The sequence below is a fragment of the Serratia sp. CY44782 genome (assembly GCF_052168715.1).
In the GTDB taxonomy this organism is placed as follows: Bacteria; Pseudomonadota; Gammaproteobacteria; order Enterobacterales; family Enterobacteriaceae; genus Serratia; species Serratia nevei.
Genome location: NZ_JBJNME010000005.1, coordinates 29723 through 52275, shown reverse-complemented (window position 1 = coordinate 52275; position 22553 = coordinate 29723). Strand labels below are relative to the sequence as shown.

At 58.1% G+C, this 22553-nt stretch carries 19 protein-coding genes; 4 read left to right on the top strand and 15 right to left on the bottom strand.

What is annotated here, in order from left to right:
* Positions 1–19 precede the first annotated feature (19 nt).
* On the top strand, positions 20–793 hold the full coding sequence (gene elyC / locus ACJ8HT_RS10525; RefSeq protein WP_038880809.1) for an envelope biogenesis factor ElyC: 774 nt from the start codon (positions 20–22) through the stop codon (positions 791–793).
* Positions 794–800: 7 nt separating this feature from the next.
* Here the strand turns inward: elyC and ACJ8HT_RS10520 are convergent, their stop codons facing one another.
* From ACJ8HT_RS10520 to cspE, 6 genes are all read right to left on the bottom strand, one after another.
* A complete protein-coding gene (locus ACJ8HT_RS10520; RefSeq protein WP_194572334.1) occupies positions 801–1697 on the bottom strand; it encodes a YcbJ family phosphotransferase in 897 nt (298 codons plus the stop codon).
* Between the two features lie 149 nt (positions 1698–1846).
* Entirely contained in the window at positions 1847–2596 is a 750-nt protein-coding gene (gene kdsB, locus ACJ8HT_RS10515) for a 3-deoxy-manno-octulosonate cytidylyltransferase (RefSeq protein ID WP_004928235.1), read from the bottom strand.
* Positions 2593–2775: a Trm112 family protein gene (locus ACJ8HT_RS10510; RefSeq protein ID WP_004928237.1), complete on the bottom strand. Its 183-nt coding sequence runs from the start codon at positions 2773–2775 to the stop codon at positions 2593–2595. The genes kdsB and ACJ8HT_RS10510 overlap by 4 nt, the downstream gene beginning before the upstream one ends.
* A 295-nt stretch (positions 2776–3070) precedes the next feature.
* A complete protein-coding gene (locus ACJ8HT_RS10505; protein ID WP_197652046.1) occupies positions 3071–4297 on the bottom strand; it encodes a winged helix-turn-helix domain-containing protein in 1227 nt (408 codons plus the stop codon).
* 113 nt (positions 4298–4410) lie between these two features.
* The gene (locus tag ACJ8HT_RS10500) at positions 4411–4632 is read right to left on the bottom strand and encodes a cold-shock protein (protein WP_004928241.1); all 222 of its coding nucleotides are present in this window, start codon (positions 4630–4632) and stop codon (positions 4411–4413) included.
* A 222-nt stretch (positions 4633–4854) separates the two neighbouring features.
* A complete protein-coding gene (gene cspE / locus ACJ8HT_RS10495) occupies positions 4855–5064 on the bottom strand; it encodes a transcription antiterminator/RNA stability regulator CspE (protein WP_019454537.1) in 210 nt (69 codons plus the stop codon).
* 525 nt (positions 5065–5589) lie between these two features.
* Here cspE and hglS point away from each other — a divergent pair.
* Entirely contained in the window at positions 5590–6996 is a 1407-nt protein-coding gene (hglS, locus tag ACJ8HT_RS10490; RefSeq protein ID WP_197652047.1) for a 2-oxoadipate dioxygenase/decarboxylase HglS, read from the top strand.
* Positions 6997–6998: 2 nt separating this feature from the next.
* On the opposite strand, the gene lpxK is transcribed toward hglS, so the two are convergent.
* From lpxK to ansB, 9 genes are all read right to left on the bottom strand, one after another.
* Positions 6999–7979 (bottom strand): tetraacyldisaccharide 4'-kinase, encoded by a 981-nt coding sequence (gene lpxK / locus ACJ8HT_RS10485; protein WP_197652048.1) that lies wholly within the window; start codon positions 7977–7979, stop codon positions 6999–7001.
* On the bottom strand, positions 7979–9727 hold the full coding sequence (gene msbA / locus ACJ8HT_RS10480) for a lipid A ABC transporter ATP-binding protein/permease MsbA (protein WP_049272962.1): 1749 nt from the start codon (positions 9725–9727) through the stop codon (positions 7979–7981). The genes lpxK and msbA overlap by 1 nt, the downstream gene beginning before the upstream one ends.
* Positions 9728–9762: 35 nt before the next feature.
* Complete coding sequence (locus ACJ8HT_RS10475; protein ID WP_197652343.1) at positions 9763–12033, bottom strand: ComEC family protein; 2271 nt, start codon at positions 12031–12033, stop codon at positions 9763–9765.
* Positions 12034–12309: 276 nt separating this feature from the next.
* Entirely contained in the window at positions 12310–12594 is a 285-nt protein-coding gene (gene ihfB, locus ACJ8HT_RS10470) for an integration host factor subunit beta (protein ID WP_004928264.1), read from the bottom strand.
* A 62-nt stretch (positions 12595–12656) separates the two neighbouring features.
* On the bottom strand, positions 12657–14330 hold the full coding sequence (gene rpsA / locus ACJ8HT_RS10465) for a 30S ribosomal protein S1 (RefSeq protein WP_004928267.1): 1674 nt from the start codon (positions 14328–14330) through the stop codon (positions 12657–12659).
* Between the two features lie 184 nt (positions 14331–14514).
* Positions 14515–15204: a (d)CMP kinase gene (gene cmk, locus ACJ8HT_RS10460; RefSeq protein ID WP_004928270.1), complete on the bottom strand. Its 690-nt coding sequence runs from the start codon at positions 15202–15204 to the stop codon at positions 14515–14517.
* A 266-nt stretch (positions 15205–15470) separates the two neighbouring features.
* Positions 15471–16757 carry a 3-phosphoshikimate 1-carboxyvinyltransferase gene (gene aroA, locus ACJ8HT_RS10455; protein WP_197652049.1) on the bottom strand — a complete coding sequence of 429 codons (1287 nt, stop codon included), beginning with the start codon at positions 16755–16757 and terminating at the stop codon, positions 15471–15473.
* Between the two features lie 113 nt (positions 16758–16870).
* Positions 16871–17956 carry a 3-phosphoserine/phosphohydroxythreonine transaminase gene (gene serC / locus ACJ8HT_RS10450; protein WP_033637853.1) on the bottom strand — a complete coding sequence of 362 codons (1086 nt, stop codon included), beginning with the start codon at positions 17954–17956 and terminating at the stop codon, positions 16871–16873.
* Between the two features lie 303 nt (positions 17957–18259).
* Positions 18260–19306: an L-asparaginase 2 gene (ansB, locus tag ACJ8HT_RS10445; RefSeq protein ID WP_194572351.1), complete on the bottom strand. Its 1047-nt coding sequence runs from the start codon at positions 19304–19306 to the stop codon at positions 18260–18262.
* Positions 19307–19454: 148 nt separating this feature from the next.
* Here ansB and ycaO point away from each other — a divergent pair, with 148 nt between their 5' ends.
* Entirely contained in the window at positions 19455–21218 is a 1764-nt protein-coding gene (gene ycaO / locus ACJ8HT_RS10440; RefSeq protein ID WP_197652050.1) for a 30S ribosomal protein S12 methylthiotransferase accessory factor YcaO, read from the top strand.
* A gap of 462 nt (positions 21219–21680) precedes the next feature.
* Positions 21681–22541, top strand: coding sequence for a formate transporter FocA (gene focA, locus ACJ8HT_RS10435; protein WP_019454548.1), 861 nt, complete (start codon positions 21681–21683; stop codon positions 22539–22541).
* The last annotated feature ends 12 nt before the right edge of the window (positions 22542–22553 follow it).

Below are 22553 nucleotides of genomic sequence, written 5' to 3'. Positions count from 1 at the left end.
CAAAAGGATCTGATTTTCGATGCTGTTCAACCTGAAAAAGTTCTTTGGCGCCATGCTGATGCCGCTGCCGCTGTTGATGCTGCTGATGGGGCTGGCGCTGCTGCTGTTGTGGTTCACCCGCTGGCAAAAAAGCGGTAAGACGATTTTTACGCTGAGCTGGCTGTTTTTACTGCTTTTCAGCCTGCAGCCGGTGGCCGACCGGCTGCTGCGGCCGATCGAAGCCCAATACCAGACTTATCGCGGCAACGATCCGGTCAGTTACATCGTGGTGTTGGGCGGGGGCTATACCTACAATCCCGATTGGGCGCCCAGCTCGAATTTGCTCGGCAACAGCCTGCCGCGCGTGACGGAAGGCGTGCGGCTTTACCTTGCGCATCCCGGCGCCAGAATGGTGTTTACCGGCGCATCCGCCGGCAGCATGCAAAGTAACGCCGCCACGGCGGCACTGGTGGCCGAAAGCCTGGGCGTGCCGCGCAGCGATATGGTGATCCTGAGGGAACCGCGCGATACCGAGGAAGAAGCCGCTCAGGTCGCCAAGTTGGTCGGCGAGCAACCGTTCATTCTGGTGACCTCCGCCAACCATCTGCCGCGCGCCATGCGCTTCTTCGAGGCGAAAGGCCTGCACCCGATCCCAGCACCGGCCAACCAGTTGGCGATCGACTCGCCGCTGAATATCTGGGATCGCGCCACACCGTCCTCGATGTTCCTCGGCCATACCGAACGTGCCTGGTATGAAACGCTGGGCAGCCTGTGGCAGTGGCTGAAAGGCGCGGATCGCGCCGGCGCCGAGTAAGGCCCGTTCAACCGGCCAGCCAGGGCAGCAGCTGTTGCGACGCATAGTCGAACGGCCGCCGCTCCAGCTTGCCGGTATGAACCAAGCGCCCTACCGCTTCCCACACCACATACAGCCAGCGCCGCGCCAGGAAAGCGTCGGCGACCGGCGCGCGCTGCAGATAGCTGAACAGCAGTTGGCTGGGCATACCCGCCTCGCACAGGCGAAAAAGATCGTATTCGCGCGGCGCCCACAGCACCACGCCGGGATTGAGCATCGCCAGCAACTGATCGCTTTTGGGATCCTTCAGCATGCTGCGCAGCGAGAGGTTACCGTGCACCAGAACACAGGGATCGTCGAAGCCGACGAAGAAATGGGTCAGCGCTTCGCGCGTGCGGTACAGCAAACGCCGATCCGCCATGGTCAGCTGTGGGGTGGTGAGATTGACTACCGTCGCCCACAGCACTTCGACCCGCTGTTGATACCAGCAAAACCAGTCGTTCTCCTGCGTGCTGTCAACGCTGCCGACGCTGCCGTGGCTGTCGATGCGGTGCCAGGCCAATATCCCGTCAACGATCTGTTCCATCAGCATGTTCCAGCGATCCGGCGAGCGCGTCGGCGCTTCAGCCGACACGCCGCGCAGGCGCTCGATCAGCAGGATTTCCTTATACGGCGTCTGTTGAGTACACACCACGCCGTACACCGTGGGCAGCCGAATATCCCCGTCGCGCGCCAGCATCGACAGCTTGTAAGCCTCCTGCTGGGCGATGCCTTGACAGATAAAGCTTTTCGCCATCAGCGGGATCGCGTTGCCCTGCCGATCATACAGCGAATACATATGCGCATAAGGCTGCTCGCTCACCCGCTCCAGTCGGCTGATCGACTCACCCAGCACAATGCTCAGTTCGGCGCGTAACTGCTCCATAAGGCATTCACCTCAGGCTAATAAGGGGGGACGTAACATCATCGAACGGTGAGCGGAAAAATTCTTCAACGCAGATCAACAAAACGGGGAACAATCAAGGGGGGTGTTGCATCGTCGGCGCGTTGCGCAGCGCGCCGACGAACTCAGGCTCAGGGTTGGATGCTGTCGCGCACGCGCTGGAGATCTTCCGGCGTATCGACCCCCACGCTCGGGATCGCTTTCGCGACCGCCACGTGGATTTTTTCACCGTACCACAGCACGCGCAGCTGTTCCAACAGCTCGATCTGCTCCAACTGGCTCGGCGCCCAGCTGACGTAGCGACGCACGAAGCCGGCGCGGTACGCGTAGATGCCGATATGACGCAGCAGACTGTCGCCGATGCTCTCTTTCGACGCGGCGAAACGCTCACGATCCCACGGAATGGTGGCGCGTGAAAAATAGAGCGCGTAGCCCTGCGCGTCCATCACGACCTTCACCGCGTTGGGGTTGAAAGCCTCTTCGGCGCTCTCGATCGGCACCGCCAGCGTCGCCATACCGGCCTGGCTGCCCGCCAGGTTCTCCGCCACCTGACGCACGATCACCGGTGGGATCAGCGGTTCGTCGCCCTGCACGTTAACGATGATCTGGTCGTCGGCAAAGCCGTAGTGTGCGATCACTTCCGCCAGCCGTTCGGTGCCGGAATGGTGGTCCGGGCTGGTCATGCACACTTCGCCACCGGCGGCTTCCACCGCTTTGGCGACTTCAGGGTGATCCGTCGCCACGATGACGCGGCTGGCGCCGGACTCGCGGGCGCGCTCCATCACGTGTACCACCATCGGCTTGCCGTGAATATCGGCCAGCGGCTTACCCGGCAAGCGGGTCGAGGCGTAGCGGGCGGGAATAATAGCGATAAAACTCATGCGTGTTTCTCATCCAGCGACAGCGCACGCGCTTCATTTTCCAACAGCACCGGAATGCCGTCGCGCAACGGGTAAGCCAACCCGTCCGCTTTGCACACCAGTTCCTGGTTTTCTTTATTGAAATAGAGTTTGCCGTTGCATACCGGGCAGGCAACGATTTCGAGTAAACGGTGGTCCATGCATCCTCCGTAAGGGGATAGGTCATCTGGGAAAGGCTGTGAGGATAGCATAACGCCCGGCCTCAGGTTAATCACCGGTGGCGCCAACCCACCGATATTTCCTCATCGCGCGGGGGCAACCGCTTGAACTGGGGCGCATCCCGGCGTAGAATTTTGTGATACAAATCACAAAAAGGCCGTGATACGTGATCAAACGTCTGCATAAAATCATCGCTCTGTTCGCTAACTTCAGCCACTGAGCCCCTTTGTAACGAGCGGCGCTGAACTTCGTTTTACCCACCGACGGCGTCGTTCGTTATTCCACTTCCCAGCCAGCCCCCCATTCAGCGGCCAACGCCGCCGGAATGTCGCCCAGCGCGACGCGTTGCGCACCGTGCCATTTGGCCGTACGCGCGATGGCCTGCCGGATATCCTGCGCCCGCTGTTTGCCGAAGCGCACCTGCGGCTCCGCATGGAAGCTGATGATCTCGAACACTCCCTGCCGACGGTGCGCCTTGGCGTCAATGCGCCCCACCAGCTCACCGCGGTGCAGCACCGGCAGGGTGAAGTACCCATAGCGACGTTTTTCTTTCGGCGTATAACACTCTAGCCGATAGTCAAAGTTGAACAACTCAAGCGCCCGCCGCCGATCCCAAACTACCGGATCAAAGGGGGACAACAGGCTGGTGACCGTCGATTTGAGTTTGCCCTGTTCCGCCAGCGGCAGCAGTTCCGCCAGAGATTCATGCGCATAGAACAGCCCTTCCAGCCCTTCTACCTGTACGGGCGTAATCTCCCCCTGCTCCTGTAGCTCTGCCAGCAAGGCTTTTGGCGCCACGCGTTTCAGCCGATAGTAATCTGCCAACCATTCAGCGCGAAAGATACCCAGATAGCGGCAGGTGCGGCGCAGCATCTGCCTGCGCGCCTGCTCCGCAGGCAGCGTATGACGCGCATCGTCCCAGGCCGGCAGCAACCTTTCGGTCAGATCGTAAACCCGGTGGAAGTTGCGGCGTTCGGCCACCATCAGCTTGCCGGCGGTAAACAGGATCTCCAGGTGTCGTTTCTCCGGTTTCCAGTCCCACCATCCGCTGTTGCCCTTTTTCTCGGCGCTGAAATCGGCGGAGCGCACCGGCCCCTGTTGTTCGATGTGCCGCAGCAGGCTGTCCATCGCCGCCTGGTGCTGCTGCACCCAGTCGGCTGAATATTTCCAGCCCATATCATGAGGTGCCAGCATGCGGTGCCGCAGCAGACTAAAATCCTCAATCGGCAGGAAACAGGCTTCGTGCGCCCAATATTCGAACAGCTTGCGGCCGGCAAGCGCCTGCTCCAGCCACTCCGACTGATAGGCGCCCAAACGGCTGAACAGCACCAGATACGGGCTGCGGGCGACGACGCTAATGGTATCGATTTGTAACAGCCCCATGCGCTGGATCGCGCTCACGACGTCATCGGGTTTAGCCTGGCGTTTAAGCGGAGAAAGCAGCCCCTGGGCGGCAAGGTGCAGCGCGCGAGCGGCGGTAAGGGAAATTATCGGGGTGGTCATCCTGATATCCGTGGCAAGTAGGCGGTGGCCTGATAATAGTGGATATCGAGGGATTTATCTTCGCCAGTGCTTGCGGGTGGCGACACCGGCACTGGCGAGGAAGGAGGGTGCGATCAGAACGCGATAACGTCTGCCGCGGACAGCCCATGCGAGCTGCGATAGATCGAGAACTCAACGTTCTGACCTTCGTTCAACGACTTATTTTTGGTGTTGGCGATAGCGTTGCGATTGACATAGATTTCGTCGCTGCCATCTACCGGTGAAATAAAACCATAGCCTTCGGCCTGATTAAACCATTTCACCCGTCCCATTTTTAACACAGTATTTTTAAACATAACTTATATCCTTTTACTTGAGCATCCTTGACAACGTCATTTTTTATATTGTCTGGACGCTACCAGCCCATCCTAAAGTTTTTCGTAACAAACCTCTCGTGAGCAAAAAAATAAAAAACCCGCACTAAGGCGGGCTTGTTGAACTTAATATCTTCCGCATGACTCGGCGCTAAAGCGTCACCATGGTTGTATTAAGATCTCTTATACGCGTTCCCTGTATTCTTACAGAGCAACTACGTTGGCGGCAGCCGGCCCGCGCGGGCTGTCCTGGATGGTGTACTCGACGCGCTGGCCTTCAGCCAGGGTCTTGAAACCGTCGGTCATGATTGCGGAGAAGTGTACGAATACATCTTTGCCGCCGTCGTTCTGCTCAATGAAACCAAAACCTTTGCTTTCGTTGAACCACTTAACCTGACCAGTCTTCTTAGACATTACATTTACCTTTAAATATATTTACAAAACCTGCCATAAGAGGCAATTGGGGCCATTTCAGAAACATTACTTATGGGAGGTACTTAGAAGGTTCGTCTTTGAAGCGGAATCGGATGATAACGTTTTTGGAGGAACTGCTTAACTCTAAACTCGAACATAAATAGGTCTGGATTACAGGCCGACTTTCATTTACTCATAAAACTGGTGAATGCACAAGAGGTTTATCGCATTAAATTCGCCATTACGCCGGATTTGTTTTTATCCCCCTGAATACACATGAATTAATTTATCGTTCTCCACAGCCCATCCACCGCCTCTTCCCCCAGGCCGGCGCATCATTTGTCCGTCTGTGCGCTGCAAATGAGAGCTAACGCATAAAACTCTAATATGCTTGGCGCGCTTATAACAAATCCCAAATCAGATGGCTAAACTTGAGGGGAAAACAAGGCAGACGGCTTTTTCGCCAGCACTTTTGCCGCTAAAAACACGATTTTTCAGATTATGCTGAATCAAGGAGCTATGCGCATGACCGCCCAGCAGTTCGTTTCACCTAATGAAATCCGCGCCAGATTCTCTCACGCGATGTCGGACATGTACCAAAAGGAGGTACCGCTGTACGGCGATCTGCTGGAACTGGTAGCGGAGACCAACCGACAGGTTCTGCGCGAAGATGCCGCACTGGCTCATCAACTACAAATCACCGGCGAGATAGAACGCCTGGCGATGGAACGCCACGGCGCGATCCGGGTCGGCACCGCAGACGAGTTGGCCACCTTGCGCCGCCTATTCCGGGTGATGGGCATGGCGCCGGTCGGTTACTATGACCTGTCGGTAGCGGGCGTTCCGGTGCACTCCACCGCTTTTCGCGCCGTACATGAAGACGCGCTGCAGATCAGTCCTTTCCGCGTGTTCACCTCCCTGCTGCGTCTGGAACTGATAGAAGATCCCGCGCTGCGTGAGCTGGCTGAGCGCTTGCTGGCGCGCCGCCGCATCTTTACCGATCGTGCGTTGGAGCTGATCGCGTTGCAAGAAGCGCAAGGCGGATTGAATGCAGCGCAGGCGCAGGAATTTGTCGAACAAGCGCTGGAAACCTTCCGCTGGCACAATCAGGCGACGGTCAGCGCCGAAGAATACCGGCAGTTGCACGATCAGCATCGCCTGATCGCCGACGTCGTGGCGTTTAAAGGGCCGCATATCAACCACCTGACGCCGCGCACGCTGGATATCGATCGCGTTCAGCAGGCGATGCCCGGCCGCGGCATTACGCCCAAGGCGGTCATCGAAGGCCCACCGCGCCGCCGCCGAGCGATCCTGCTGCGCCAGACCAGCTTCAAGGCGTTGGAAGAAAGCGTCGATTTCGTTGAGCACGACGGCCACGCCATCGCCGGTCACCATACCGCGCGCTTCGGCGAGATCGAACAACGCGGCGTGGCGCTGACGCCTAAAGGACGCGCACTCTACGACCGCCTGCTGCAGGCGACCAACGATGCGCTGCAGGCCCCGCCAAGCGAGAAGAATGCCGAGCGTTACTATCAACTGCTTGAGGAAAACTTCCGGGCGTTTCCTGATGATTACGCCACGCTGCGCGAGCAACAGCTGGCCTGGTTCCGCTATTTTCCGACCGAATGCGGCCTGGCGGCCAAAGAGTCGTTGGATAAGCACAGCACCCTGGAGCAACTGATCGAGAAAGAACATGTTCGCTTCCAGCCGCTGGTGTATGAAGACTTTCTGCCGGTCAGCGCAGCGGGGATTTTCCAGTCAAATCTGGGGGACAGCCGCCATGCGCAGTACAACGCCGCTTCCAGCCGGGCTGCGTTTGAACAAGCGTTAGGCAGTGAGGTGATCGACGAGCTGGCGCTGTATCAGCAAACCCAGCAGCGTTCGCTGGAGGCCTGCGCGCAAGCCCTGGGGCTCGCCACGCTGGCATCCTGAGGTTACTTGGTCAGCAGAGATTCGATATCCTGCAGCAGTTGCTCAGCCTGAGCGGACGGTAGCACCGCATCAACCGGTAAATACCACCAATTAGGCTGGGCAAAGGCGCGGCACTTCACCGCGTCCTTCTCCGTCATCAGCAGCGTTTGCTCTGCGGTAACCAGCGCCGCCAGCTGCGCCTGCTGATATTCCTGATGATCGGCAAACGCCACTTCCTGCACCACCTCGACGTTCAGCTTTTCCAACGTCGCGAAGAAGCGCGGCGGATGCCCGATGCCCGCCATCGCCACCACGCGCGGCAACTCGGCCGCCGGGCGACGTTCACCGCTCAGCAGGTTTACCGCGTCACGCGCCTGCAGGCGCATGGCGATCTCCCCGGCCTGCGCCACGCCGCCATTGGCGATGCACGCATCGACGCTGCCAAGCCGCGCGGCACGCTCGCGCATCGGCCCGGCCGGTAACCACCAGCCGTTGCCGAAACGACGCACGCCGTCGATGACCACCAGCTCAAAATCACGCTGTAAGGCATAATGCTGTAAACCGTCGTCGGTGATGATCGCATCCAGCGGCTGTTGTTGCAGCAAGGCCTGCACCGCCTCGGCTCGCTTGGGCGCGATCGCCACGGGCGCGCCGGTGCGCTGATAAATCAGCACCGGCTCATCCCCCGCCTCGCGGGTCGAGGTATTCTGATTGAGCACCAGGGGATAAACCGCCGACTTGCCGCCGTAGCCGCGTGAGACCACGCCAACACGATAGCCTCGCTGCTGCAGGTGTTCCACCAGCCAGATCACCATCGGCGTTTTGCCGTTGCCACCGGCGGTGAGGTTGCCCACCACCACCACCGGCACCGGCGCGCGCCAGCTTTTGCGCAGGCCACAGCGATAGCTGAGACGAATCAGCCAACTGAACAGGCCATACAGCCAGGAGAGCGGCAGCAGCGCCAGATAAAGCAGCGAACCGCCGGACCAGATGCGCTCAATCATTATTGACCAAACTGCATGCGATGCAGCTGCGCATAAGCGCCCTGCTGTTCAAGCAGTGCGGCGTGTTCGCCGCGTTCAACGATGCGGCCGTCCTCCACCACCAGGATCTCGTCCGCCTTCTCAATCGTAGACAGACGGTGCGCGATCACCAGCGAAGTGCGATCTTTCTGCAGTTCGTCCAGCGCGGCCTGAATGGCACGCTCGGACTCTGTATCCAGCGCAGAAGTCGCCTCGTCGAGTATCAGGATCGGGCAGTCGCGCAGCAGCGCGCGCGCAATGGCGATACGCTGGCGTTGGCCGCCTGACAGCATCACGCCATTTTCGCCAATCACCGTATCCAGGCCGTTCTCCATCTTGTTGATGAAGTCCATCGCGTACGCCATTTCGGCCGCTTTCTCAATCTGCTCGCGGCTGTATTCGCTCTCGCGCGCATAGGCGATGTTGTTGGCGATGGTGTCGTTAAACAGGTGCACGTTTTGCGAGACCAGCGCCACCTGATTACGCAGTGAGGCCAGGGTATATTCGCGCAGATCGTGGCCGTCCATCAGGATTTCGCCTTCCTGGATATCATAGAAACGCGTCAGCAGGTTGGCGATGGTGGATTTGCCCGAACCGGAACGGCCCACCAATGCGACGGTCTTGCCTTCGGCAATTTTCAGGTTGATATCACGCAGCGCCGGCGTTTCTTTGCCCGGGTAGTAGAAGGTGACGTTGCGGAATTCGATGTCGCCTTTCGCACGCTTCACTTCGCGAGTGCCGGTGTCTTTTTCCTGTTCCATATCCAGAATAGAGAACAGTGTCTGGCAGGCCGCCATCCCACGCTGGAACTGGGCATTCACGTTGGTCAGCGACTTCAGCGGACGCATCAGCGCGATCATCGACGAGAACACCACGGTGATGGTCCCGGCGGTCAGGGTTTCCATCACGCTTGGGAAGCTGGCGGCAAACAGCACGAACGCCAAGGCCAGCGAAGCGATCAGCTGAATGATCGGATCGGAAATGGAAGACGCGGAGACCAGTTTCATGCCCTGTTGACGCATGCGGTTGCTCACCGAGTTGAAGCGCTCGGTTTCCACCTGCTGGCCACCGAAGATCAGCACTTCTTTATGGCCTTTCAGCATCTGTTCGGCGCTGGTGGTCACTTGCCCCATGGTGTTCTGCATGTTCTTGCTGATGTTGCGGAAACGCTTGGACACCAGGCGAATGGCGATGGAAACGATCGGTGCCAGCACGATCAGGATCACCGACAGCTGCCAGCTGTAGTAGAACATCATGATGAACAGGCCAATAATCGAAGCCCCTTCACGCACCACGGTCACCAGCGCGCTGGAAGAGGAGGAAGCCACCTGCTCGGAATCATAGGTAATGCGCGACAGCAGCGTCCCGGTGGACTGCTGATCGAAGAAGGCCACCGGCATTCTCATCATGTGGCCAAACAGGCGGCGGCGCATCTGCATCACCACCATGCCGGAAACCCAGGAAATGCAGTAGCTTGAAACAAAGCTGGTCACGCCGCGCATAAGCATCAGTGCAATCACCGCCAGCGGCATCCATACCAGCACGCTGCTGTCGGTTTTTCCAAACCCATCGTCCAATAGCGGTTTAAGCAGAGACAGCATCAGCGTGTCCCCCGCTGCGTTCATAATCAACGCAATGGCGGCCACAATCAGCCCGGTCTTAAAAGGAGTGATCATCGGCCAGAGTCGACGGAACGTCTGCCAGGTCGAGAGATCTTTATCATTCATCATGCAAATACCAGCATCGGAAGAAATAGCGGCCTATTTTACTCATTATCACCCTCTACGCCAAACCGCTGATGGTACCAACGGGGCATTAATTGTTCGCGAAAGCCTTTAATTTGCCAATCGTTGTCGAAAAAAAGTACCGATAACTGGCCGGAGCGCGTTGTATCACGCCATGTAATGCCATTTGCCCGGTATCTGGCGACCACTTTACGCGCCGGCAATCGCCATTTGTTGTAACGAGATGCTGACGCCAGCGCCACCTCAGGATTGACCGCGCGCAGAAACGGCGGCGTCGAAGACGTTCTGCTGCCATGGTGCCCCACCTGCAATACCGTGGCCGCCAAACGGTCGCGGCGCAATCGAATCAGCTGTGCCTCCGCCTTTTTTTCCGCGTCGCCGGTAAGCAGCAGGCTGTATTTCCCGTCGTCGATGCGAATCACGCAGGAGTCGTCATTGACCGGCCTTTTGAGCGTTTTCGGCGGCCACAGCACCTCGAATTGCAACGACTGCCATCGCCAACGCTCACCGGCGACGCAGGGCAAGTGCCCCTCCCCGCGTATCGGGCTGCGCACCGTCGCCTGTGGAAACGCACTCTGTACCGTCGACAGCCCGCCGATATGATCGAGATGAGCATGGCTGATAATGATCTGTTCCAGTTCAATGCCCCGCCAGTTCAGCATCGGCAAAATATGCCGCTCGGCGGCGCTGCCTGCAGGCCAACGATCGCCGGTGTCATACAATATGCCTTTGCCGTTTTGCTCTATCACCATCGCCAGGCCGTGCCCGACATCAAGCATATCGACGCGCCAGCGGTATCCCGGCTCTTTTCCTCGCCACAGCACGCAGCATATCGCGATCGTCGCCAGGCCCGGCGCATAGCGCCACCACCAATGAAAGCGCCAACAGATAACGATAAGCCATCCCGCTATGCTGGCCAGCAGCGAGGCAGCCCCCAAATCCACCCAACCGCGCTGCAGGTAATGCAACGGCACAAACACCCCTCTCAACGTGAAATCGGCCAACCACCAAAGCCCGTAACTTAGCGAGGGGAAGGCGCCGCCGATCACCGCCAACAGAATCAACGGCACCGTCACCAATGAAACGATGGGCACCGCCCAGAGATTGGCCGGCAACGAAGTCAGCGTCAGGCCTAAAAACAGCGCGACCTGCATCGGCACCAGCAGCAGCGTCATGCCCAGTTGAATATGCAGCCAGCGTACCGGCGCCCAATACCAGGCCGAACGAAATCGCTCGCCGAGCGGCGCCCATTCGAACCAAAAAATCAAACACCCTACCGCCAGCACCGACAGCCAAAAACTGTCCGACAATACCGCCAGCGGATCGCACAGCAAAATCAGCCCGACGCACCACAGCCACACTTGCCAGGAAGAACAATGAACGCCGCGCAAGCGCAGCAGCATCCACAGCGTCATCGCCAGCGCGGTGCGTACCGCAGGCGGTTGGGCGCCCACCAACCAGACATAGATCAGCGTCGCCACCCAGCCCGCGACCAGCGGAAAGCGGTAACCAATCAGATGGGCGGGAAGAAAAAACTGCAGCGCACGCAGCACCGCCCAAAACAAAATGGCAACCATCGCCACATGTAGCCCCGAAATGGCCATCAGGTGCGCAATGCCGGTTTTCAGCATCAGCGTACGCAAAGCCTGTTCCAGTGCGGTGCGTTCCCCAAACGCCAGCGCCAGCAACACCGCCTTGTAACGCAATTCACCGATGTTGGTTTCCGCATGGCTGATTATGCGCTGGCGCAGGCCGCAATCGCCATCCAGCAAACGAGCCTGCCTGACCTGCGCGGTCAAGGGTTGGCGCTGTGCGATTGCCCAACGCTGGCTGTCAAAGCCGCCTTCATTGAGCTTTCCGTGCACCGGCCGCAAACGCAGTTTCAACTGCCAACGCTGTCCGGCGCACAGTCGCTGCCGTTCTGGGGCCCACGTCGTGGTAAACGCCAGCGCAGGCACCAACCAATGGTCGTCAACCCGCTCGATGCGCATCAGCGTCTGCTTACTGGCGGCAGGCTCCAGTGCGACACTGCTCACCTGCGCCACCGCCGTTACATCCGGCATGCGGCTTAGGCACTCCATTTGCCCAAGCAGGCTTCCGGCGTTGAAAACCGCCCATATGAATCCCAAACCCAGACAGGCCAAATAACGGCAGATCGGCCAACGGGTGCGCAGCAGTAAACCGGCGACAAACAGCATCGGCCACAGCAGCCATGGCTCTGGCAACAGCGGTAAAACCAGCAGTGGCAGGATGCCGCAGATAACGGCGAATATCGCCAGATCCAGCGAAATTTTGATCGCTCTTCTCCCATCGGCTCCACCATGAGCAAAAACGCGTCACGGCATGCAAGCAGGATCGTTGAGGCGATATGTCGCCGCCAGCGGGCTTTAACGAAGATGCGGTGAGCATGGCAGGATAAGAGAGGCCTATGCAGCAGCCACACCGCAAATGCGGTGCAGTACGCAATTCACGAGCGGCTCGCAGAGAATCGCAGGCGAAAAAAAACGGCGCCTTGAAGGCACCGTTTTATATTCTTTACAAGCAACAACGCTATGAGCAGTCAGCGACTAGCCATAGATATTGGCGCGGTCACGCAACTCTTTGCCTGGCTTGAAGTGAGGAACGTACTTGCCGTCCAGCTCAACTTTGTCACCGGTTTTCGGGTTGCGGCCTACACGCGGGGCACGGTAGTGAAGAGAAAAACTGCCGAATCCGCGGATCTCAATGCGTTCGCCCTCGGCCAGCGTTGCGGCCATGTGCTCAAGCATCTCTTTCACTGCATCCTCAACGGCCTTCGCCGGAATATGAGATTGCTGGCCAGCAAGTCTTTCAATAAGTTCAGACTTGGTCATAGTACCTCCAAGCTTTGCAGCTAAACTACCGTATCGGGGCGGTCAGAAACCGCCCCCCGTCATTACTCGCCTTTAGCCGCTTTGAAAGCTTCAGCCATTGCGTTAGAGAAGTTGCCTTCTTCCTGTTTGTTGTTAACAGTTGCGATGGCGTCTTTCTCGTCAGCTTCGTCCTTAGCACGTACGGACAGGCTTACAACGCGGTTCTTACGGTCAACGCCGGTGAATTTAGCTTCAACTTCGTCACCTACGTTCAGAACCAGAGTTGCATCTTCAATGCGGTCGCGAGAGGCTTCAGATGCACGCAGGTAACCTTCTACGCCGCCTGCCAATTCAACTGTAGCACCTTTGGCGTCAACTGCAGTGACTTTACCAGTAACAATAGCACCTTTCTTGTTCATAGACAGGTAGTTATTGAACGGGTCTTCAGCCAGCTGCTTCACGCCCAGGGAGATACGCTCGCGCTCTGCGTCAACTTGCAGAACAACCGCTGCGATTTCGTCGCCTTTCTTGTATTCACGTACTGCTTCTTCGCCTGCAACGTTCCAGGAGATGTCAGACAGGTGAACCAGGCCGTCGATGCCGCCGTCCAGGCCGATGAAGATACCGAAGTCAGTGATAGACTTGATTTTACCTTCAACGCGGTCGCCCTTGTTGTGGGTTTCTGCGAACTGCTGCCATGGGTTGGATTTGCACTGCTTCAGGCCCAGGGAGATACGACGACGTTCTTCATCGATGTCCAGAACCATAACTTCCACTACGTCGCCCACGTTAACAACTTTGGACGGATGGATGTTTTTGTTGGTCCAATCCATTTCAGAAACGTGTACCAGACCTTCAACGCCTTCTTCGATTTCTACGAAGCAGCCGTAATCAGTCAGGTTGGTTACACGACCAGTCAGCTTGGTGCCTTCTGGGTAACGTTTCGCGATAGCAACCCATGGATCTTCGCCCAGCTGTTTCAGGCCCAGGGATACACGAGTACGCTCGCGGTCGAACTTCAGCACTTTAACAGTGATTTCATCGCCAACGTTGACGATTTCGCTTGGGTGCTTAACGCGTTTCCAAGCCATGTCAGTGATGTGCAGCAGGCCGTCTACGCCGCCCAGATCAACGAATGCACCGTAGTCAGTGAGGTTCTTAACGATACCTTTAACTTCCATGCCTTCCTGCAGGTTTTCCAGCAGTTGATCGCGCTCAGCGCTGTTCTCGGATTCGATAACCGCACGGCGAGAAACGACAACGTTGTTGCGCTTCTGATCCAGCTTGATGACTTTGAACTCAAGCTCTTTGCCTTCCAGGTGCAGAGTGTCACGTACCGGACGCACGTCAACCAGGGAGCCTGGCAGGAACGCGCGGATGCCGTTCAGCTCGACGGTGAAGCCACCCTTCACTTTGCCGTTGATAACACCGGTTACAGTCTCAGCTTCTTCGTATGCTTTTTCCAGCGTGATCCAAGCTTCGTGACGCTTAGCTTTCTCACGGGACAGCAGGGTTTCACCGAAGCCGTCTTCAACAGCATCCAGAGCAACGTCAACTTCGTCACCAACCTGGATTTCCAGCTCGCCCTGGGCGTTTTTGAATTGCTCAGCCGGGATGGCAGACTCAGATTTCAGACCGGCGTCAACCAGTACGATATCTTTGTCGATAGCAACAACGACGCCACGAACGATGGAACCCGGGCGGGTTTCGATTTCTTTTAAGGATTCTTCAAAGAGTTGAGCGAAAGATTCAGTCATGTTGTTAATCTTCAGGGTTCTTTAGTTTAACGTCCATTTAGCGTCCCGCCGAATGGGGTTGTTTCACATACCCCGCCATTGGCTCCATGCCGACAGGGTTTAAGGTTACAGGGGTAAAATTTTACCCGATATATTGCGATACCGCTATGACAAATATGACAAAAAGCCAATAGCGCCGCCGCGCTTATTGCTGCGGCAACGCCAACACTTTCTGTGCATACGTCAACGCCTGCCGGATCACTTCTTCGATCGACATGCTGGTAGAATCCAGCACGAGAGCGTCAGAAGCGGGCACCAGAGGCGCGATAGGCCGATTACGGTCACGGTCGTCCCGTTCCTTTATCTCGGCTAAAAGACGTTCAAAGTTAACATTAAAGCCCTTCTCCTGCAACTGCAGCATGCGGCGGTGCGCGCGCTCCTCCGAGCTGGCGTCGAGGAAAATCTTGACCGGTGCGTCCGGGAACACCACCGTGCCCATGTCGCGGCCATCGGCAATCAGGCCGGGCGCCTCGCGGAATGCACGCTGGCGGCGCAACAGCGCCTCGCGCACGCGCGGAAACGCCGCCGCTTGCGACGCGGTGTTGCCGACGGTTTCGGTGCGGATCTCATTGCTGACGTCCTCACCTTCCAAAATCACCTGCAGCTTGCCGTCCTGGGCAACGAAGCGAACATCGAGATGTGCGGCCAGCGGAACCAGCGCTTCCTCAGAAGTGATATCCACCTGATGATGCAACGCCGCCAGCGCCAGCACGCGATAGATCGCGCCGGAGTCCAGCAAACGCCAACCAAGGGACTCGGCCAACGCTTTACACAGCGTGCCTTTGCCTGCGCCACTTGGTCCATCAACGGTTATCACCGGGGCTGTAGCCGTCATTTCTCTCTCCTTCAGGTAGAAAACCTCACAGAGACACGGTGCGCTTCGGCTCTAAGCCCGCGCGCCGCGCTCTCTGTCACCTGCCCAATCAGGGGCAAATACGGTGGCGTATTATACGCTGCCCTACGGCGATCTGTTACCCTGGAACTGTCCGGTTGTTGAAAATAAGCGCACAACCGCGAAAAAGTATAGAAGAAACGCCGGTCGCCAAAGGTTAAAAACAATAAAGGCCCACAAAGGGGCCTTAAAATAAACGATTTGACGGGTTACGCCGGCTGGCTGATGCGCGCCAGCTGTTCGAAATAGTCCGGGAAGGTTTTCGCGGTGCATTTCGGATCGAGAATGGTGACCGGAGTATCCGACAACGCCACCAACGAGAAACACATCGCCATACGGTGATCGTTGTAGGTGCCAATCTCGGCAAACTGCAGTTTGGCCGGCGGCACGACGTGAATGTAGTCTTCGCCTTCGTCCACTTCCGCCCCCACTTTACGCAGCTCGGTGGCCATCGCCGCCAGACGGTCGGTCTCCTTCACCCGCCAGTTGTAGATATTGCGAATGGTGGTCGGCCCCTCGGCGAACAGTGCTGCGGTGGCGATGGTCATCGCCGCGTCCGGAATGTGGTTCATGTCCATGTCGATGCCGCGCAGTTCACCGCGGCTGCATTCGATGAAATCGTCGCCCCAGGTAATGCGCGCGCCCATTTTCTCCAGCACGTCGGCAAACTTGGTGTCGCCCTGCACGCTTTTGCGGCCGATGCCGGTCACGCGCACGGTGCCGCCCTTGATAGCCGCCGCCGCCAGGAAGTAAGAGGCGGAAGAAGCGTCGCCCTCAACCAGGTAATCGCCCGGCGCGATATACATCTGACACCCCTGGATATGGAACACCCGGTAGTTGTCGTGGCTCACCGATACGCCGAAGGTGCGCATCAGATGCAGCGTGATCTCGATGTACGGCTTGGAAACCAGCTCGCCCTTGATGTGGATCTGCGTATCCTGCGGCGCCAGCGGCGCGGTCATCAGCAACGCGGTCAGGAACTGGCTGGAGACGCTGCCGTCAACGGTGACGTCGCCGCCCTGGAAGCCGCCGCGCAGGCGAATCGGCGGGTAATCGGTCTGCTCGAGGTAATCAATCTGCGCCCCGCCCTGGCGCAAAGCGTCCACCAAATGGCCGATCGGGCGCTCTTTCATGCGCGGTTCGCCGGTCAACACCACGTCGCCTTCACCGAGGCACAGCGCCGCCGCCAATGGGCGCATCGCCGTCCCGGCGTTGCCGAGGAACAGTTCCAGCGGCTGGCCGGCCACCAGCGGCCCGGCCACGCCGGTCACTTCGCACACGGTGCGATCGGCGGAAAGCTGATAGTTCACGCCCAACGCCTGCAGCGCGTTCAGCATATGACGCACGTCGTCGCTGTCCAGCAGGTTGGTCAGCCGGGTCGTGCCTTTCGCCAGCGCCGCCAGCAGCAGAGCGCGGTTAGAAACGCTCTTGGAGCCGGGTAAGTTGACGGTGCCATTGACCAGGGCGACCGGGTGTAACGTCAGGGAATCCACCATGTGAACAAAACTCTCCAATTCTGATAAACGAAACGGCTCCGGAATAATGCCGGAGCCGCTTTAATGCAAAAGGACAACAGCCTGAGCAGCCCGCGTCGGGCGGGCTGACGGAATCAACCGTGACGACGTTCGAAGTCGGCCATGAAGTCGGTCAGCGCCTGCACGCCGGCCAGCGGCATCGCATTGTAAATAGAAGCGCGCATCCCGCCAACTACCCGGTGGCCTTTCAGCGCCTGCAGGCCGATGGCTTCGGCTTCACTGAGGAACACCTTGTCCAGCGCCGCATCGGCCAGCTGGAACGGCACGTTCATCCAGGAACGGTTGGCGATCGCCACCTGGCTGCGGTAAAAGTCGGATTTATCGATGGTCGCGTACAGCAGTTCGGCCTTGGCCTGATTGCGTTTTTGCATCTCCACCAGGCCACCCTGCTCTTTCAGCCATTTGAACACCAGCCCGGACAGGTACCAGGCGAAGGTTGGCGGGGTGTTGAACATCGAGTCGTTTTCGGCCAGCACGGTGTAGTCGAGGATCGACGGCACTTCTTTGCGCGCCTTGCCCAGCAGATCGTCGCGTACGATCACCAGCGTCAGGCCGGCCGGGCCGATATTTTTCTGCGCGCCGGCGTAAATCACGCCGAAACGGCTGACGTCGAGCGGGCGGGACAGGATGGTCGAGGAGTAATCGCCGATTACCACCTTGTCGCCGAAGTCCGGCGTTTCATCGATGGCCACGCCGTCGATGGTCTCATTCGGGCAATAGTGGACATAAGCCGCGTCGTCGCTGAGCTGCCACTCTTTCATCGGCTTGATGCCGCTCAGGCCGTCGATACGGGTTTTCACGTCGATGACGTTCGGGGCGCAATACTTTTCCGCTTCCTTGATGGCGCTGTGCGCCCAATAGCCGCCGTCGATATAGTCGGCGGTGGCCTTGTCGCCCAACAGGTTCAGCGGCAGCGCGGCGAACTGCGCGCGGGCGCCGCCGTGGCAAAACAGCACTTTATAGTTGGAGGGGACTTTCAGCAGATCGCGCAGATCTTGTTCCGCCTGCTCGGCAACGGCGATGAATTCTTTGCTGCGGTGACTGATCTCCATCACTGACGTGCCCAGCCCGTGCCAGTTGCACAGTTCCTGTTCCGCACGACGCAACACTTCCACCGGCAGCATCGCCGGGCCAGAGCTAAAATTATAAACCTGAGTCATTTCCCCTCACCACATTCACTGTTCGCCGCAGAAAAGCGACCTGTCGAAAAGACGCCCGAAGTTAACGCTCGCGTTAACCAACCCATCGGTTTTATCACTCACGCCCCATGGCTGCAACGCTTATTCGCCCGTCGGCGGCAAACGGCCGCGCCGGGTGATGACAGGCTCTGCGGCCGTCACGATTGTTTGGACGATAAAACCCTGCGACATGGGGAAATTCAGCGGGTTAACGCGGTGTTTTATGCTGTATTCAGCCAAGATGGCTGCGGGAGCCCCGGTCGACCCCCGCAGAAGAGAAAACGATCAGTACTGATTGAACATCTGCTGAATTTGCTTCGCGTCTTTGGTTTGCGTCAGCGCCAGCTGCAGCAGAATGCGCGCTTTTTGCGGATTCAGCGTGCCGGCGGCAACAAAGCCGTACTTGGCGTCGTCCACTTCCGCATCTTCGGTGGTGGCGCCGGTCGGCACGCGCGATGAGCGCACCACCGCCACACCGTTGTGCGCCGCCGTCGCCAAGGTGTCGAACACCGTTTTATACAGGTTGCCGTTGCCGACCCCGGCGCTGACGATGCCCTGATAGCCTTCGGCGATCAGCGCCTTGGCCGGCGCATCGGAGGCGTTGGCATAGTTGTAGACGATGCCAACCTTCGGCAGTTCGTTCAGCTTGCTGACGTCGAACGGCGTATCCCGGGTATGCTTACGCTGCGGCGAACGCTGGTAATCGATCTTGCCGTTGTGGATATACCCCAGCGGGCCGTAGTTTGGCGACTGGAAGGTCTGCACGGCGGTGGTGTTGGTCTTGGTGACGTCACGCGCATCCAGCACGGTGTCGTTCATCGCCACCAACACCCCGCGGTTGGCCGATTGCGGATCCGCCGCCGTCATCACCGCATTATACAGGTTGAACGGGCCGTCGGCGCTCATCGCCGTCGCCGGCCGCATCGCCCCCACCAGCACCACCGGCTTACCGCACTTCACCGTCAGATCGAGGAAGTAGGCCGTCTCTTCCAGCGTATCGGTGCCGTGGGTGATGACGAAGCCGTCGGTCTTGCCGCAATCGGCGTCAATTTTCTTCGCCAACGTCAGCCAGACCCGATCGTTCATGTCCTGCGAACCGATGTTTACCACCTGCTCCCCCTGCACGTTGGCGATGTTTTTCAGCGCCGGCACCGCATCGACCAACGCCTCGACGCCCAGCTTGCCCGCCGTATAGTTGGATTTCGTCGCCGAATCGCCGCCGCCGGCGATGGTGCCGCCGGTCGCCAGCAGAGTGATGTTGGGCAGCGCCAGCGCCGAGGCGCTGAAGCCGGTCAACAGAAGGGTTAACGCGCTGAGTTTCACTGATTTCATTAGATTTCTCCGTGACAGATAACTCGCTGAATTATGGCCTTTATCCTTAAAAAAACTGTGACTTTGCCGCCGCTTTAGGAATACGTGGAGCTCCAGCGTAAAACCCCGTATCATTGCGCGTTTTTAGTACGCGCAAAAAGTGAAGACAATGACGCAAACTTTTATCCCCGGTAAAGACGCCGCCCTGGAAGACTCCATCGCCCGTTTCCAGCAGAAACTGAGCGATCTCGGTTTCAACATTGAAGAAGCCTCCTGGCTGAACCCGGTGCCGCACGTATGGTCAGTGCACATTCGCGATCGCGATTGCCCGCTGTGCTTCACCAACGGCAAAGGCGCCAGCAAAAAAGCCGCGCTGGCCTCCGCGCTGGGTGAATATTTCGAGCGCCTGTCCACCAACTACTTCTTCGCCGATTTCTATCTGGGCAAGCAGATTGCCGAAGGCGACTTCGTGCACTACCCAAATGAGAAATGGTTCCCGATCCCTGAAGACGACGCGCTGCCGGCCGGCATCCTCGACGAACGCCTGCACGCCTTCTACGATCCGCAGCAAGAGCTGAGCGCCAGCGATCTTGTCGATCTGCAATCCGGCAATGCCGATCGCGGCGTGTGTGCGCTGCCGTTTACCCGTCAGTCCGACCAGCAAACGGTGTACATCCCGATGAACATCATCGGCAACCTGTATGTTTCCAACGGCATGTCCGCCGGCAACACCGCCAACGAAGCGCGCGTGCAGGGCCTGTCGGAAGTGTTCGAGCGCTATGTGAAAAACCGCATCATCGCCGAATCCATCAGCCTGCCGGCGATCCCGGACGACGTGCTGAACCGCTACCCAGGCGTAGTGGAAGCCATCGCCAAGCTGGAAGAGGAAGGTTTCCCGATCCTCTCCTATGACGCCTCGCTGGGCGGCAACTACCCGGTCATTTGCGTGGTGCTGTTCAACCCGACCAACGGTACCTGCTTCGCTTCGTTCGGCGCGCACCCGGACTTCGGCGTGGCGCTGGAGCGCACGGTAACCGAACTGCTGCAGGGCCGCAGCCTGAAAGATCTCGACGTGTTCACCGCACCGACCTTCGATGACGAAGAAGTGGCGGAACACACCAACCTGGAAACGCACTTCATTGACTCCAGCGGCCTGATCTCCTGGGATCTGTTCAAACAGGACGCCGATTACTCCTTCGTTGACTGGAACTTCAGCGGCAGCACGCAGGAAGAGTTCGCCACCCTGATGAGCATCTTCGACAAAGAAGACGCGGAAGTGTACATCGCCGACTACGAGCACCTGGGCGTCTACGCTTGCCGCATCATCGTGCCGGGCATGTCCGACATTTATCCGGCGGAAGACCTGCTGCTGGCCAACAACAGCATGGGCGCGCACCTGCGCGATACGCTGCTGGCGCTGCCGGGCAGCGAGTGGGAGCCGGAAGAGTACCTGGCGCTGATCGAGCAGTTGGACGACGAAGGGCTGGACGACTTCACCCGCGTACGCGAACTGCTGGGCATTGCCAGCGGCAAAGACAACGCCTGGCATACCCTGCGCGTGGGCGAGCTGAAGTCGATGCTGGCGCTGGCGGGCGGCGATCTGGATCAGGCGCTGATCTGGACCGAATGGACGCAGGACTTCAACGCCTCGGTGCTGAGCCCGGCGCGCAGCAACTACTACCGCTGTCTGCAAACGCTGCTGCTGCTGGCGCAGGAGCCTGAACGCGAAGCGGCACAGTACTACACCGCGTTCGTGAAGATGTACGGCCAGGAAGCGGTCGACGCCGCCTCCGCCGCCATCAGTGGTGAAGAGCGCTTCAACGGGCTGTTCGCCGTCGATGCAGATCTGAAGGCGTTGCCGGCCCACCAGGCGCTGCTGGCGGCCTACGAGAAGCTGCAGGCGGCCAAACGCCGCCACTGGGCCAAGGCCTAAGCATCATCAGGGGATACTGCCACGTTTGGAGTACCCCCTGATGCCAAACGCCGCACTCCGTTGCGGCGTTTTCATTTCTGCGGTTTATTTCAACGCTTTCGGTTTTATTTTCTCACCGGAAAATAGGCGGTTAAACGACCATAAAAATAAATAAACCGTCAATTGTTGCCGGACGGTGAAATAATAATTAACCGATAATTAAACTTTCAGCGCTGCGCGGCGACAAAACGCCTAAAAATTTAACTTTACCCAACGCCGTCCACCCGTTGAATTCAAAAAATTTTGCAAACATTAAAAAAATGTTTTTACTTAAAAATCAATAAATTAACCACAAAACCCACACAAAAAACACGCCATTTTGCCACTCTACTTCCCCGCCTTATGATCCAAATCAAATTTTCCCCTATACTGCTTTGCTAGTATCTCATTGCGTTGTTTTAACCCTTAAGAGCGAGAGTTAGTTTGAAAACTGACAGCCCCTTCGATCTGATTTTACCTGCGGCCACGGCGAAAATCGCTGAAGATGCCGGCGTGTATAAAGCCACCAAACATCCGCTGAAAACGTTTTATTTGGCGATCACCGCCGGTGTCTTCATTTCCATCGCCTTCGTCTTCTACATCACGGCGACCACCGGCACCGCCGGCGTGCCTTTCGGGCTGGCGAAACTGGTCGGCGGCATCTGCTTCTCTCTCGGGTTAATGCTGGTGGTGGTGTCGGGTGCCGACCTGTTCACCTCTACCGTGCTCATCGTCATCGCCAAGGCCAGCGGCCGCATCAGCTGGGGTCAGCTGGGCGCCAACTGGCTGAACGTTTATCTCGGCAACCTGGTCGGCGCGCTGTTCTTCGTGGCGCTGATCTGGTTCTCCGGCGAGTATATGGTCGCCAACGGCCAGTGGGGCCTGAATGTCCTGCAAACTGCAGACCACAAGCTGCATCACACCTTTATCGAAGCCGTGTGCCTCGGCATTCTGGCTAACCTGATGGTCTGCCTGGCGGTCTGGATGAGCTACTCCGGCCGCACTCTGACCGACAAGATGCTCGCCATGGTGCTGCCGGTCGGGATGTTTGTCGCCAGCGGCTTCGAACACAGCATCGCCAACATGTTTATGATCCCTATGGGCATCGTGGTCAAACACTTCGCCACGCCGGAGTTCTGGCAAGCCGTAGGAGCGGTACCTGAGCAATTCGCTCATCTGACAGTAAGCAATTTCATCATCGACAACCTGATTCCGGTCACCATCGGCAACATCATCGGCGGCGGTCTGCTGGTTGGGTTGACTTACTGGGTAATTTATCTGCGCGGGGGCCGCGAACAGCACTAAGCTGTGAGTTAC